The sequence below is a fragment of the Stenotrophomonas sp. 05L44_2 genome, from assembly GCF_056665995.1.
The window spans coordinates 1-16,220 of record NZ_JBFTNR010000004.1; the positions used below are offsets into that span (position 1 = coordinate 1).

Consider the following 16,220-nt stretch of genomic DNA (forward strand, 5'->3'; position numbering starts at 1 on the left):
GCTGGAGCAGGCGCTGCGCGAGCTGCCCGAGCGCCAGCGCGCCATCCTGGTGGCGGCGCGCATCGAGCAGTTGCCGATCGAGGCCATTGCCCTGCAGCACGGGGTGTCGGCGCGGATGATCGGCAAGGAGCTGAAGAAGGCCCTGCAGCACTGCGCAGGACGGCTGGACCGGCCGTTGGTGCAACGGTTCGGTCCCGGCGCCGGAAAACCGTCATGACTGATATGAAGACGAATGTGGCCTCCCCACTGCCGGCAGACGTACGGCAACAGGCACAGGATTGGTTGCTGCGCCTGAACGGTGCGGCAGTCAGTGAAGCCGACGCCGACGCCTTCCGCCGATGGCGGGGGCTCGACCCGCGCCACGCCGCTGCGTTTGCACAGGCACGCGCGCTGTGGAAGGCGCTGGGGCCGGCGCTGCAGGCTACGGGTGCGCAGGCAGAACAGGCGCCTGTGGCCCGTGAGGAGCAGCCGGTGGCAWGTCCGCCGCCAGCTGCCCATGCCGGCAGCCCTGCTCGGCCGCGCAGCCGCGCGCGAATGGGGCGCAGGGCATTCCTGGGCGGCGCAGTCGCAGCGGCGGCAGGTGGCTGCTGGCTGGCGGCCAGTTCGCCACTGGGTCTGTGGCCGGAGCTGGGGGCACTGGGCGCGGACTACCGCACCGCCACCGGTGAGCGCCGCGAGCTGGAGATCCAGGGGGTGACGGTGGCGATGGGTACACGCACCCGTCTGCGACGGTCCGACGATCATGCGCGCGGACTGCAGTTGAGCCAGGGCGAGGCACAATTCGCGCTACCTGCGTGGGCACGGCGTGGCTTCGAGATCCAGGTGGAGGGCGCGCGGGTGACGCTGGACCCGGGCGCTCGGGTGAACGTGCGCTGCGTGGGTGGGGATGTACGGGTGACCTGCCTGGCTGGCACCGCCGCGCTTGCCCGTGGCGCGCGGACAGTGGTGCTGCAGCAGGGCTGGCAGGCACGGCTGGATGGCGCGCGCATTGCCTCGGTGGGGGAGGTGCCCACCGAACGCGTCGACGCGTGGCGACACGGCTGGTTGATGTTCGATGACCAGCCGCTGTCGGAGGTGGTTGAAGAGATCAACCGCTACCGCACCGGGCGCATCGTCATCGCAGACAGCACGTTGTCGCAGCGCCGTGTGCAGGCCCGTATTTCGTTGCAGCGCATCGATACCTTCATCGACTTGGTACGCGATGCCTATGGCGCACGTGTTGTCAGCATGCCCGGCGACGTGGTGCTGTTGGGCTGAGCATGCGGATCCTGCGGGCGCGCGATCACAACACGCCTGCATGACGTTGCGATGACACCTGCAGTGCTGACCGACAGGCCGTCATCTGTAGATGAAATTTTTGTTGCAGCGGTTCAGTCGCTGCCATCCAACCCGGTCTTATCCACCGTAACAAGCGCAACGCAATGCGGCGTCAGGCTGGCTCCTGTTCCTGGGGGTGCGCCGATGGAGTGCCGCTACGGCATGTGCTTGCCCTTATCAGCGAACGATATTGCGACGGGTGATGGCGATGGTGAAGCAGCAGAACGATCTGGGCATGCGCGCAGCTGCACGGGCACCGCAGGTGCAGCCGCTGGCGCAGGCCATTGCCCTGTTGCTGATGGCAGGCGGCATGGTGGGCGGAGTATCGGCGCAACAGGCCTTCAGCCCTGCGTGGTTCGCCAACAAGGGCGCACAGCAGCAGACCGCCGCGCAGAGCGGACGGCTGCCCAGCGGCATGCCGTCCAATCTGCTGCGCACCGATGCACAGGCGCAGAAGGCGCGTGAGACGCTGCAGACCTCGCTGGACAATCTCGGCACTGCTGCGCAGGCCATCGCAATGCAGCAGCGCCTGCAGCAGAGTGCCCGCGATGCGGCGCGACTGCGCGTCAGCCAGGTGCCCGATGGCCTGGGCCAGGGTGGCCTGAAGATCGACGACGATGCGCTGACCAAAGGCTGGTCCAACGCCAGCGGTCCGGTGCAGAGCAGCAAGGACGGCACCACCACGGTCAGCATCACGCAGACGGCCGACAAGGCCATCCTCAACTGGGAAACCTTCAACGTCGGCCGCAACACCGTGGTCGACTTCGACCAGCAGGCGGGCTGGTCGCTGCTGAACCGCATCAACGATCCGTCCGCACGGCCGTCGCAGATTCTTGGCCGCATCCAGGGCCAGGGTACGGTGATGCTGGTCAACCGCAATGGCGTGGTGTTCGACGGCAGCAGCCAGGTGAACGTGCGCAACCTGGCGGCCTCGGCGGTGAACATCAGCGATGCGCAGTTCCGCAAGGGCCTGTACAGCGATGCGCAGGGAACGGCTTTCATTCCCACGTTCGGCAACGAACTGAGCAGCAGCGCCAACAGTTTCGCGCATGCGGCAGCCACCGGTGATGTGGTGGTCGAGCGCGGTGCGCAGATCACCACGCATGCGCCTACCACCGTTACCGAAGGCGGTGGCTATGTGCTGCTGCTCGGCCGGCAGGTCAGCAACCATGGGCAGATCAGCAGCGCCAACGGGCAGACCGTGCTGGCCGCTGGCGATGCGTTCGTGATCCGCAAGGGTCTGGGCACCGACCAGAACCTGACCTCCACCACCCGTGGCAACGTGGTGACCGCACTTCGCGCGCCTGCAGCGGCCGGCATGCCGGTGGACGCTGCGGCAGGCGTGGTCAGCAACACCGGCCTGGTGCAGGCCAGCACCGGCGACATCACCCTGGTTGGTCATGAAGTGCAGCAGCACGGCACGCTGGTGGCCACCAGTTCGGTGCATGCACGCGGCACCATCCATCTGCGCAATGAGCGCAGTGACACCGAAGGCAGCATCCAGCTGGCGCAGGGCAGCACCACCGCCATCGTGCTGGACGACTCGGCCACCACCGCGCTGGATGTGCAGCGCGAGACGCTGGTGCTGGACTCGGACAAGGCCGGCGATGGCATCCAGCATCGCCGCGACCAGTCACTGGTGCAGATCGATACGGCCGGCGATGTCAGCTTTGCGAAGGACAGCCTGACCCTGGCCACCGGCGGCCAGGTGTATGTGGATGCACGCAGCACCGAGCTGCAGCAGGGCGCGCGGATCGACGTGTCCGGCCATGTCGGCGTCAAGATCGCGATGGAAGCCAACAACGTCCAGATCAACGTGCAGGGCAACGAACAGCGCGATGCGCCGGTCAACCGCCTTGGCGAGAAGCTCAGCAGCAACAACATCTGGCTGGACCGGCGCGACCTGACCCTGGTGCCGGCGGGCACCAACGGTTACGAGGCCGATCGCTGGTACACCGCCGGGGGCTTGCTGGAAGTGGGCGGCTATCTGGGCGTTACCGGTCACGGTATCGGTGAATGGTCGGCGCAGGGTGGCTCCGTGCAGTTCAGTGGCGGCAACCTGCAGACGCGCGCGGGCTCGCAGATCAACCTGTCCGGCGGCACCTTGGACGTGCAGACCGGCTATATCCAGCAGACCCACCTGAAGGGAGCCGATGGCCGTCTGTACAGCGCCTCCACCGCACCGGGCGACCTGCTGTACACCGGCCTGTACAAGGGCTTCGAGAGCAGCCACGCCCGTTGGGGCACTACCGAATACCACTACAACCCGCTGATCGGTGCGCGCCAGCGCCTGGAGAACGGCTACGTGGTGGGTCGCGATGCGGGCCGGATGATCGTGGCCACGCAGTCGGCGCAGCTGCAGGGCGACATCGAAACCGCGACGTTCCAGGGCGACCGCCAGATCAATGCCCGCCAGATCGATCTGGATGGCTACCTGCAGGCGCAGACGGCAGTGGCCCGCAATGGCCAGCTGGTGATCGGCCAGCAGCGTGCGGTGCAGGACAAGGGCACGCACGGCCTGCGCTACACACCTTCGGCCGTGACCGGCAAGGTGCAGATCGGCAGCGTGCCGGTTGCAGAAAGTGACAGCAGCACCGGCATGCATCTGGATGCGGCGTGGTTGAACAGCCTGGCGCTGGGGGGCCTGCAGGTCTACGCACGTGATGCGGTGGTGGTGGACCAGGCGCTGCAGATGGCAGCAGGGGGTTCGCTGGGCCTGCATGCCACCCAGGTGCAGGTGAATGCCGATCTGGTGGCCCGTGGTGGCGCGATCGCGCTGGGCAACATCGTGCCCGGCTGGAGCGAGAGTACCGGTTGGCTCGATCGTGCGCTGGTTCCAGTGGCTGCCAACAGCCGTGCACGCACGTTGCTGGGCGAGGGCGTGCTGCTTGATACCCGTGGTCTGTGGAGCAACCTGCAGACCGAGCCACTTGGCATCGAGGGCATGCCCTATGTGGATGGTGGCAGCATCCAGCTGCGCAGCAGCCAGGATGTGCTGGTGGCGCGCGGCGCACGCCTGGATGCCTCTTCGGGCGCAGCGCTGCAGGCCGACGACCACCTGCGTGGCGGTCGCGGCGGCGACATCGCGCTGATCGCCAACGCGCTGGAGGAAGCACCGGTGGCCGGCATTGCGGCGGGTCAGCTGAGCCTGCAGGGCGATCTGCGTGGCCACGGTGTCAAGGGCGGCGGCACGCTGCGGCTGCAATCGGGCAAGGCGGTGGTGATCGGTGGACAGGTGGCCGGCAGCGACGGCCTGCTGCGCGCGGGCGAAAGCGCGCCAATCGATCTGCTCACCTCCGACACCTTCCAGGTGCTGGCGGGCAGCACATTGCCGGTCGACTATGCCTATACCCGCGTACAGGCCCAACCGGGAGAGACGCTGGGCACGCAGCCGGTGGTGGACCCCGCCCGCCCGGAAACCCACCTCACCCTGGGCGCGAGCTGGACCCCACCCAAGCCGGTGGCCAACGCCGACTCCTACATCCTGCGCACGCTGGATGGGCGCGCGTTCACGGTGAACGCATGGACGCCGCCGCCGACCCTGGCGGCGGGCACCGTCGTTACCCAGATCACCGGCTTCCAGGGTGGCTTCCCGATCAACTATGCGGTGCCGGCGGACGTGTTTCCGCAGGGCATCCGGGTACTGCCGTCGGCGGCAACGCTGAAAGCCGGCAGCGTGGCACCGACCGATATCCGTTTCGCCGCCGGCACGCGCATCGGCGCCGGCAACGTGCTGGCGCAGGATGTGGCGGTAGAGCGCCCGTTGCAGCTGTCCAGCGAGTTGTTCGGGCAGGGCTTCGCGCGCTATGAAGTGACTGGCCAGCAGAGCCTGGCGGTGGCACCCGGCGCCGACCTGCGGGTGAGCATGCCGGTGCTGCAGCTGGACCTGGAACATGCGCGGGCACTGCGCAGTGGCGGCGCGCCCGGCGAGGCATTGCAGGAATGGTTGGCACCGGAATTCAGCGCTGACACTGCCAAGGCGACGCTGCAGCAGCGCAAGGGGGCCGACCTGCAGCTGCGTGCAGGCAGCACGATGGGCGCGCTGGCAACGCTGGCGATCGGCGAGGGTGCGCACCTGCAGGTGGACAACGGGCGCAGCATCGGTCTGGCCGGCAATGGCCAGATCACCGTGGACGGCACGTTGCAGGCCCACAGCGGGCGCATCGACATCCTCGACATGGGGCTGGGTGAGATCGCCGCGTCGCCTAAGAGCCACGACCGCTCGCTGTGGATCGGCGATCACGCCGTGCTTGATGTTTCCGGCGTGGCCCAGGTTGAACGTGATGCACGTGGCCAGCGTTTCGGCCAGGTTGGTGATGGCGGCCGCATCCAGCTGGGAGGCCGCTACGATGCCAACGCCACCAGCGTGGATGGTGTGGACGCATTCGTGGTGGTGCGCCCCGGTGCACGCCTCGATGCCTCCGGTGCCAGTGCCACGCTCGATGTGCCTGGCCAAGGGGCGACTGACGTGGCCGGCGATGGTGGCGTGCTGCACCTGGCCAGCTTCAATGGCCTGTTCCTGGAGGGCAGCCTGCGTGCAGCTGCCGGTGGGCGCGGTGCCGCCGGCGGCACCCTGTCGGTGGCACTGGAAGCACCGAACTATCTGCTGGCCGGCAATCCAGACGATCGCGTGCGCTCGTTGCGCGAACTCAGCGTGACCCAGCAGCAGGCAGATAGTGGCCTGGCTGCTGCGCTGCAACCCGGCCAGCGCGATCCAGCGCTGGTCTATGGGCGCGCCGCGATTGGCGTCGACCGCATCCAGGCCGGAGGCTTCGGCAACCTGGGCCTGCTGGTCAATGGCGTGATGAGCTTCAACGACGGCGTGGACCTGGCCATGAGCCAGGGCCTGCGCCTGACCGCCAGCAATTTCAGCCTGGCAGAACACAGCGGGAACGGCGCGCAGGTGGCGCTGGCCGCACCGTATGTACGGCTGGCCGGCAACACCCGTGGTGCGAAGGATGCGCACACCCTGCCGTTGCCCGAGATCCAGCGCCTGCCTGCGTTGCGCGATGCCTCTACGCTGCGCGTGGAAGCAGGGGTGCTGGATGTGATCGAGTCGGTGGCCTTCGGCACTTCCGGCAAGCTGGCACAGGGCGCTGGCACCATCAATGTGCAGCGCGATGGCTTTGAAACCGTGGAGCTGCGCAGCAGGGGTGACCTGCGCCTGCTCAAATCCAAGGTGCGCGACCGCAGCTCGATCGATACGGTGGGCGACCTGGTGCTGTCCGCCAGCCAGATCTATCCCGCCACCCAGGCGGTGGCTGAGATCCGTGCCGGCAAGATGGGCACCGTCGACCAGTGGGGTCAGTTCCAGGTGGTGTACGACCCGGCACGTTCGCTGCGCGTGGAGCGCAGTGGTGACGCGCTGCCGGCTGCACCGCTGGCGGCGTTCGGTACCTTGCGGCTGTTGTCGTCCAACATCGAACAGGGTGGCGTGGTCCGCGCACCGCTGGGCGAACTCCTGATCGGCCAGGCCGACGGCGGCACCTTCGGACTGGCCAGCCGCGTGCAGTTGTTGCCGGGCAGCGTGACGTCTGTCAGCGGCGCGGGCCTGCGCATGCCTTACGGCGGTACCAAGGATGGCCTGACCTATGTGCATGACGGCCTGGATGCGGTCTACAAGGGCATCGGTGTCAGCGGCAACGAGTTCGGCGGTGTCACCCTGCGAGGCGAGAACATCGATGTGCAGGCTGGTGCGGTGCTGGACCTGTCCGGCGGCGGTGAGCTGAGTGGCGCGGCGTTCCTGAGCGGGCGTGGCGGTTCCACCGATGCACGCTTGCATCCGTTGGTGCAGATCGATGCCAACGGCGGTGGCTTCGTGCTGCCTGGCCTGTCCAGCAATCCGGTCTATGCGATCGTGCCCGGCGCACAGGCCGATGCCGCACCGATCGCAGCGGAGAAGGGCGCGGGTGATCCGGCCATCGGCCGCCAGATCCAGATTGGCGCGGGTGTGCCGGGTTTGCCGGCCGGAACCTACACCTTGCTGCCATCCACCTACGCGCTGCTGCCGGGTGCATTCCGGGTGGAACTCAATGGCCAGGCCAGCAGCCAGGCCGGTTTCGGCGCCAGCACGGCGATGCGCAACGGCTCGTGGAGCACGGCGGCGCGGTTCAGCACGGCCGGCACCGATATCCAGGATGCGCTGACCTCGCAGGTGATCGTGACTGCCGCCGACACCCTGCGGCAGTACTCGCAATACAACGAAACCAGCTACGCGCAGTTCGGCCTGGCCTGGGCGCAGCGTGACGGTGCACCGCGGCCCCGGCTGGAGCGTGATGCCGGCAGGCTGACGCTGGATCTTTCCAATCGCCAGGCTGACAAACCCGAAGTGCATGCGCTGGCGATCGCGCCGGGCAGCGTGCGTGGCGTAGCCGCCAGCGGTGGTTACGGCAGTGAGCTGGTTGTGCGCAGCCCAGGTGCGCTGGAAGTGCTGGCGCCCGGCAGTACGGTCACCGACGGCTTCAGCGGCCTGTCGGTGCATGCCGATGCGCTGAACGCGGTAGGGGCCAACACGATGACGATTGGCGGGACGCCTACGTCGGTGTTCCAGGCCAACCGCATCACCCAGGACGCCTACAAGCTTGGGTTCGGCAGCAACGGCCAGGCGTCGTCGCAGGTGGTGCTGCGCAGCGGGGCGCAGCTGTCGGCCGCGCAGGTGTTCCTGGTGGCCGGTGCGCGCGAAGGTGGCATCACGGTGGAGCAGGGCGCATCCATCACGACGCTCGGCCAGGGCGCGGCGGCGTGGGATTCGACCGCTGGCTATATCTTCGACCCCGGCACCACGGCGGTGCTGGCGGTATCCAACGGTTGGCTGGACATGCTGGCACCGGGCACCAGCACCGAAGCGCGCTATGGACAGGGTGACATCCTGATTGGTGGTTGCGGTGCCGACCGCAGCTGCAGCGGTGCCGCTACGCTGTACGCAGGCGGTACCCTCACCGCCGCCACCACGGCGGGCTTCGAGCTGGCCGACAGTGCGCGCTACGGCGCCCGCAACCTGGTGCTGGCCGTTGGCAACATCAACGTTGGCAGTACTGATGCGCTGGCACGGATGGCCGCCGAGGGCCTGCTGCCGGCTGGACTCACCCTCAACCAGCAGGTGTTGGATCGCCTGCTGCGCGGCGATGCCAGTACCGGTGCGCCTGCATTGGAAAAGCTGGTGCTGACGGCCGGCGATGCGGTGAACTTCTTTGATTCGGTAGAGCTGTCCACGCTCGATGCCAGCGGCAAGTCAACGCTGGGACAACTGGTGCTGACCGCGCCCGCCATCCGTGGCCAGGGCGATGCCGATGCAGTGGCCCGCATCCGCACCGATACCCTCGTCTGGAACGGCAGTGCGCGTCCGGCTGGCGATGTTGTTGCCGGTGGCGCGGGTACAGGCAGTGGCCAGCTGYAGGTGGATGCGCGGCAGATCCTGTTCGGCTATGCCGAGCAGTCCCAGCCCGACACCGTGGCCATGCATGGCCGGCAGACGCTGGGCTTCGGCACGGTTGCACTGAACGCCAGCGATCGCATCAGCGCCAATCACATCGGCAGCCTGTCGGTGTACCAATCGCAGGGCGCCTGGAACGGGCAGGCCAAGGCCTTCGATTACAGCGGCGGTGACCTGCTGATCAGCACCCCGCTGTTCACCGGCGCAGCCGGATCGATCAATCGCATCCGTGCCGGTGGCCGCATCGCCGTGGTCGCAGCGCAGGGCGGCAATGCGGTCGCCAGCGATCCGGCAGCGGCGCTGGGCGCTGAGCTTTCACTGCAGGCCGGCCGCGATCTGCTGCTGGATACCCGCGTACAGCTGCCCAGCGGCAAGCTGCAGCTGGCGGCGCAGGATGACGTGCGCCTGGGCGATGGTGCGCAGCTGGACCTTGCCGGGCGCCGCATCGACATGTTCGATGTCAGTCGCTACAGCTGGGGCGGTGAYGTCAYCCTGGATTCCCAGGCCGGCAGCATCGTGCAGGCGGCGGGCTCGCGCATCGATCTGTCGGCGGTGAACAACCGCGGCGGTCGGCTCAATGCCAGCGCGCTGGGTGCAGGCGCTGGCACTGTATCGCTGGCTGGCCAGATGCTGGGTGGCAGCAGCGGCGGCTACGACACCGGCGGCACCTGGGTGCCGTACAGCAGTGCCTATCTCGATCTGCGTGCGCAGCACATCGACGACTTCGCCGCCCTCAACACGCGTCTCAACGCGGGGCAGGTCTTCGGTGGCCGCAGCTTCCAGCTCAAGCAGGGCGACCTGGTCATCGGTGATGGGCTGAAGGCGCGCGAGGTGAACGTCTCGGTCGATGCCGGCCATCTGACCGTGCAGGGCCATATCGACGCCAGTGGCGAACAGGTGGGCAGCATCCGCCTGGCCGCCCGCGACGGCCTCAGCCTGGGCACCGCTGCGGTGCTGGACGCGCATGGCAGCGTGCTGCGCCGGGACAGCTACGGCCAGGTGATCGAAGCACCGAACCGTGCGGTGATCGAACTGGATTCGGGCAATGGGCTGCTGGCACTGGCCGCTGGCGCGCGCATGGATCTCGGTGTCAGCGATGCACCGGCGGCGTACGGAACGGTTGTGCTCAATGCCCCCCGCCTGGGCGGCGCGCGTGGCAATGATGTGGCGATCGATGCTTCGGCGCCTGTACGCATCGATGGTGCCCGCGCGATCACCGTCAATGCTTTCCAGACCTACACCGATGCTGCCGCCGGCACCGATGCCACGGTGGATGGCCGCAGCTACCAGGTCATCAACCAGGCGTACCTGGACACGATCCATGCCGACAGTACGGCGTTCATCGACAACGCGCTGGGCAACGGGGCGTTGATCGACGGCAAACTGGCCGGGTTGCGTGCCTATGGCGACCAGTTCCATCTGCGGCCGGGTGTACAGATCAGCAGCAGTGCCGACGCGCTGGTCAATCGTGATGGCCATCTGCATGTCGATGGCGATATCGATCTGYCCGGCTATCGCTACGCCAGCCTCAACCCGCATCTGCAGAAGACCCGCCAGTACGGTTCCGGTGAAGCCGGTGCGCTGGTGCTGCGTGCGGCGGGCGACCTGGAAGTGTTCGGCAGCATCAGCGACGGTTTCGACGGCTCGCGCCTGCTGGTGGGCAGCACACCGGATGACAAGGGCTGGCTGTTGCCGAACGGGCGTATTCCGTTCGGCGGCGAAGTGGTGATTCCGCATGGCGGGGTGGTCACGCTGGATGCCGGCAGTGCGTTCCAGCCGGGACGTACACTCAATTTCGACCTTCCCGCAGCGGCGATGCAGTTGCCCTCGGGTACGCAGCTGCCGTCCCGCATGACCCTGGCAGGCGAGCTGGCGTTGCCGGCCGGCACCGTGCTGGGCGCGRCCATCCGCGATGGCAATGGGGTGCTGCTGCATGCGGCCGGCACGGTGCTGGCGCAGGCCACCACACTGGCGGCAGGCACGCAGTTGGACGCGGGTTTCCGCGTACCTGCGGCCACCTCGATGGCAGCCGGTACCTGGCCGGCCGGCGTTCCGCTGCCGGTAGGCATGAGCCTTGCGCAGCCGCTGCTGCTGGCCAAGGGGGCGATCCTGCCGTCGGAAACCGACGTCAAACTGCCAGGCAGCGCAGAGTCGATCAACCTGCGTCCGGCCGATGCCAACGGYAACCAGGGGCGTACCTGGGCACTGGCGCCGATGCTGGCAGCCGGCTCGCAGTCGTTCGACCTGCGCCTGGTGGCTGGTGCCGATCTGCAGGCGGCCGACACCCGCGCCATGGCGCGAGGCGCCACCGGCACCGTGCGCCTGGCCGATACCCATTACGGCGTGCTGGTGGAGAACGCGCCGGTGCCCGGTACGGGCATCCCCGCCGAGTATCGCTGGGCGGTGGACGTTGATGCTGATACCTGGAACTCGATCGGCCTGCCCAGCCAGGTGATTGCCGGCGAAATCATCACCCAGGACAACATCGACATGTTGATCCTCTTCGGCCTGATCACATCCAGCCCGCTGGAGCTCAATGGCTGGGGCCTGGGGGAGCCGGTGTACGAAGCCAACCCGGGAGTGCCGCCGCAGTTCGCCGACATCGCCCGGCCCGCCCGCGAGCAGRTGTTCAGCGTGCTGCGYACCGGCACCGGCGACCTCGACCTGGTGGCAGCCGGTGACCTGCAGATGCATTCGCCCTATGGCGTGTACACCGCCGGTACGGCGTCGTCGTCGCTGGCCGCCGGCAATGGCGTTGACCCCTACAACCAGCCACGCGGCGCGCTGAAGGATGGCAGCCTGCTGTGGAAGGATCAGGAGGCTGCTTTCCGGCCATTGATCGACGGCGGCACGCAGAGTCTCTACAGCGCGTGGTATCCCGAACATGGTGGCAACGTGCTGGTGCGCGCCGGTGGCAATCTGGTCGGCGACCTGATCGGCGCGGGTGGCGAGCCCCGCAACACCGTGTCCTTCGGCATGATGCGTGGGCAGATCGGCTCGGTGGCCATCGGCAATTGGTTGTGGCGACAGGGCACCGGCAGCGTGACGCCGGGCAGCGACGGCACGCCCGTTGCGTGGTGGGTCAACTTCGGCACCTACGTGCCCGGTTCGGCCGATGGCAGCTACCTGGCAAATTCCAACGCACGCTATGCCAATGCCCCGTTCCTGGCCGGCTTCACCGGCGTGGGCACGCTGGGTGGCGGCAACCTGGTGGTGGAAGCCGGCGGTGATGCCGGTATCCAGTCCGCCCGCGGCGATGCACGCCTCAACCAGGGCGCGCAGAGTCTGGACAAGACGCTGGTACCGCGCAGCCAGGGCCTGAACCTGGTGGTCGGCAGCAGTGGCCGCATGACCGCTGCGGGCGATCTGGTGCTGACCGGTGGCGGTGACCTCGACCTGCGTATCGGCGGCAGCCTGAACCCGAACGCGGAACTGCGCCGCAACGAACACGACCTCAACAGCACGCTGGTCAACCTGCGCGGTGCCTTGCGCGTGGAAGCCGGCGCGCTGGGTGGGTTGCAACTGCGCTACGGCGTGCTGGACCACATCGATTCGCGTGGTGGCGATCCTTTCGCGGCAGGCCGTGCCTACGCCGGTGGCGGACCGGTGCTGGTACTTGGCGATTCGTCAGCACGGCTGGATACGCGCGGCGATCTGGTGCTCGGCGGCGTGGGTGATCCCGGCCGCACCAAGCTGCTCAATGCCACGCCGTTTACGTATGCAGGCCAGCAGGTGGCGGGCGAGGGGTGGAGTTCGTTCTCGCTGTGGACACCTTCCACCAGCATCGATCTGTTCAGTGCAGGCGGCAACCTGACCCCGACCACGGAGTGGGCCGGTGGCGCCAACAACGAAGACATCGCCATCGACCGCCGTGGCAGCAACGCATCGGGCACTCTGGATGGCGATTTCTATCCTTCCATCCTGCGTGCGGTTGCGGCCAATGGCAGCCTCTACTACGGCGTGGGCACCACCGCGCTGCGCAACAACTTCGGCAGCACACCACTGCGCGTGCTGCGCGGGCTGACACTGGCGCCCGCGCCGCAGGGCAGCCAGTTCATCAACGCCACCGGCAAGGGCGAGCTGGCCCTGCTTGCGGGCGACTCGATCTACGCCAGCGGCTACGCCATCACCGCATCCACCGCCGACCCGAGGGCACTCAGCAGTCCGTTCAATCCAGCTTTCATGGGCATCACCGCGCAGACCGGTGGTGGGCCGAATGGCTTCAGCCCCACGCGCATCCACAACGCTGCGGCGGCCAACATCGCCTTCAACGACTGGATCACCGATGGCAATGGCCGCATCAGCAACGCCTCGTTGCTGAACTTTGGCAGCCAGGCGACCTCAAGCTACGCCGCCGTGGGCCAGCAGCCGGCGCGCTATTACGCCGTGCAGGGTGACATCGTTGGCCTGCGCATGGGCCAGATCGCCGAGCTGGGGCTGAAGGCACGCGATGGCTACCGCTATGACGGCTCGATTCCGGTGGCGATCCGCGCCGGCCGCGATATCAGCAACAGCGGCACGGGCCTGGGCCAGAAGGACACCGTCGGCGAGGGCCGCGGCAACCTGATCGCGCACGGCCATGCCGATGACATCTCGGTGGTGCAGGCCGGGCGTGACATCCGCTTCAGCACCTTCTACGTCACCGGCCCGGGCCTGCTGGATGTGAGTGCCGGCCGCAACGTCTACCTGGCCGACAAGGGCGAGATCAAATCGCTGGGCAACGTTGTCGATGCCGGTTCCAGCGACCGCGCCAGCGGTGCCAGCATCGTCGTGGCCGCCGGCATGGGCGCGGGTGCGGACTGGAACGCATTTGCCGCGCGCTACCTGGATGCAGTGAACCTGGCCGATCCGGAGCGGCCGCTGTCCGAGCAGCCTGGCAAGGCCGTGTCGATCTACAGTGGCGAACTGACGCTGCCGCAATGGCTGCAGCGTGAGTTCGGCTACAGCGGCGATGCCGCCGGTGCCGATGCCTTCCTGGCCAGCAAGCAGGCCGAACTGGACCAGGCGCGTGCTGCGTCGCTGGTCGGCGGCGGCAATGCTCCCACACGCTCGTTGGCACGCGAGTTCCGCCTGCAGAGCCAGTTGCATCTGGTGAACTGGTTGAGCACCCGCTTCGGTGCCGACAATGGCCTGGGCCTGCATTTCGATGCGGGCACGATGGATGCGCGCACGTTCTTCGCGGCCCTTCCGGCCGAACAGCAGCACGCGTTCCTGCGCAATGTCTATTACGCCGAGTTGAAGAGTGCCGGCCGCGAGTACAACGATGCCAACGGCAAGCGCTTCGGCAGCTACGTGCGCGGTCGTGAAGCGATCGCCACCCTGTTGCCCGGCGCAGACAACGGCGGCCGCTACAACGGTGACCTCACCCTGTTCAGCAGTGCGCTGTATGTGGATGAGTACATCAGCACCAACGGTGTCGGCAAGGATCGGCCGACGCCGGGCAAGACCTATATCAGCAAGGCCGAGTGGCAGGCGATGGGCAGCCCGTCCTACGGTGTGGCGTACTACGAAGTGGTCGACGCCGGCATCCATACCCAGTTCGGCGGTGACGTGCAGATCATGACCCCGGGCGGGCGCACGCTGGTCGGCATCGACGGCGGCTTCGTGCCGGGTGCCGGTTCGGGCGTGATGACCCAGGGCGAGGGTGACATCAGCATCTACTCGCGCGACAGCATTCTGCTCGGCCAGAGCCGCGTCTTCACCACCTTCGGCGGCAACATCCTGGCCTGGTCGGCCGGCGGTGACATCAACGCCGGACGCGGCAGCAAGACCACCGTGGTCTACACGCCGCAGCGTCGCGTCTACGACAGCGTGGGCAACGTCACCCTGTCGCCGAACACGCCCACCACCGGTGCCGGCATCGCCACCCTCAACCCGATCCCGGAGATCGCACCTGGGGACATCGACCTTATTGCTCCGCTGGGCACCATCGATGCCGGTGAGGCCGGTATCCGTGTCTCCGGCAACGTCAACCTGGCGGCGCTGCAGGTGCTCAATGCCGACAACATCCAGGTGCAGGGCAAGTCCRCAGGCGTCCCGGTAGTGGCAGCGGTGAATGTCAGTGCGCTGACCTCGGCCAGTACCGCTGCCAACAGTGCCGTGCAGGCCGCGCAGGAGATGGTCAAACGGCAGACCCAGCAAGCGCAGCCTTCGACCATCAGCGTGCAGGTGCTCGGCTTTGGCGAGGCCACCAGCAGTACCCGTCCGGCCCGCGATGACGACCGCTACGACCCGGACAGCGTGGTGCAGGTGGTGGGCATGGGCGAACTGACAGCCGAACAGCGTGCACGCATGGCCACGTCTTCGGCCAAGCGGCAATGACGATGCCACTGCCAACCCGTTCCGCATCGCCTTCCCACTTTTCCGCATTGAGACGCCACTGATGTTCTTCCCGACCAAGGCAGGGGCCTGGGCGCCCTTGCCGCTGTGCCTGATGTGTGTGATTCCGTTGGCCGCCGCGCAGGAGCAGGCGCCCACCAACGCGCCGCCCGCCGCCCGCGTCAACATCAACGAGTACCTTGTGCGTGGCAACAGCGTGCTGGATGCGCGCGAGATCGAACGCGCAGTCACCCCGTACCTCGGCCCGGACCGCACATTGCAGGATGTCGAGGCAGCGCGGCTGGCCCTGCAGACCGCCTACCAGGGCAAGGGCTACCAGTCGGTGTATGTCGAGCTGCCCGAACAGCAGGTCAGCGGCGGCGTGGTGATCCTGCAGGTCAGCGAGACCCGCGTCGGTGAGGTCAAGGTGGTCGGTGCGCAGCACAATGATCCGCAGCGGCTGCGCGCCCGCGTTCCCGCCCTGCAGGCCGGGGTGGTGCCGGACTTCGCCCAGGCACAGGCGCAGCTGACCGAACTCAACCGCAACGGCAAGCGTCAGGTGATCCCGCTCGTCAAACCCGGTGCCGACGGCCGCATGGATGTCGAACTCAAGGTGGATGATGCGTCGCCGTGGCGTTACAGCGCCAGCGTCAACAACGACCACAGCGTCGACACCGAGCCGCTGCGCAGCACCCTCAGCATCGGCAACGACAACCTGTGGCAGCGCGACCACACCGCCTCGCTCACCTTCTTTGCCGCCCCGCAGGACCTGGACCAGGCCAACGTGCTGTCGGCTTCCTACGGCCTGCCGCTGGCCGGGCCCGACTGGATGCTGGAACTGTCCGGCTACCGCTCCGACAGCAACGTGGTTTCCAGCGGCCAGACCAACGTGACCGGCAAGGGCCATGCGCTGGGCCTGAAGCTCAACCACACCTTGCCGATGGCCGGTGCGTGGTGGCACCAGTTGTCAGCCGGCATCGACTTCAAGGACCTGGACGAATCGGTGGCGATGGTCGGCCAGGCCTCCGATTTCGCGCCGCTCAAATACGCGCCGATCACCTTCGCCTACAGCGGCTTCCGCCAAGGCGAAAAGCATCAGCTCAGTGTCAACCTGCAGATGGTGTTCGGCACCCGCAGCCTGCTTGGCTACGGC

General features: G+C 67.5%; 4 protein-coding genes. All 4 read left to right on the forward strand.

Annotation, left to right across the window (positions count from 1 at the left end; translation table 11 throughout):
- Nucleotides 1-217 (forward strand): RNA polymerase sigma factor (locus AC1VAN_RS00220; protein WP_480985051.1); only part of this gene is annotated, 217 nt, incomplete at its 5' end.
- Complete coding sequence (locus AC1VAN_RS00225) at nt 214-1,257, forward strand: FecR family protein (protein WP_480985052.1); 1,044 nt, start codon at nt 214-216, stop codon at nt 1,255-1,257. The genes AC1VAN_RS00220 and AC1VAN_RS00225, both read left to right, overlap by 4 nt.
- 268 nt (nt 1,258-1,525) lie before the next feature.
- Nucleotides 1,526-15,070 carry a filamentous haemagglutinin family protein gene (locus AC1VAN_RS00230; RefSeq protein WP_480985053.1) on the forward strand — a complete coding sequence of 4,515 codons (13,545 nt, stop codon included), beginning with the start codon at nt 1,526-1,528 and terminating at the stop codon, nt 15,068-15,070.
- Between the two features lie 61 nt (nt 15,071-15,131).
- The coding region (locus AC1VAN_RS00235) for a ShlB/FhaC/HecB family hemolysin secretion/activation protein (protein WP_480985054.1) at nt 15,132-16,220 on the forward strand (1,089 nt) is incomplete at its 3' end.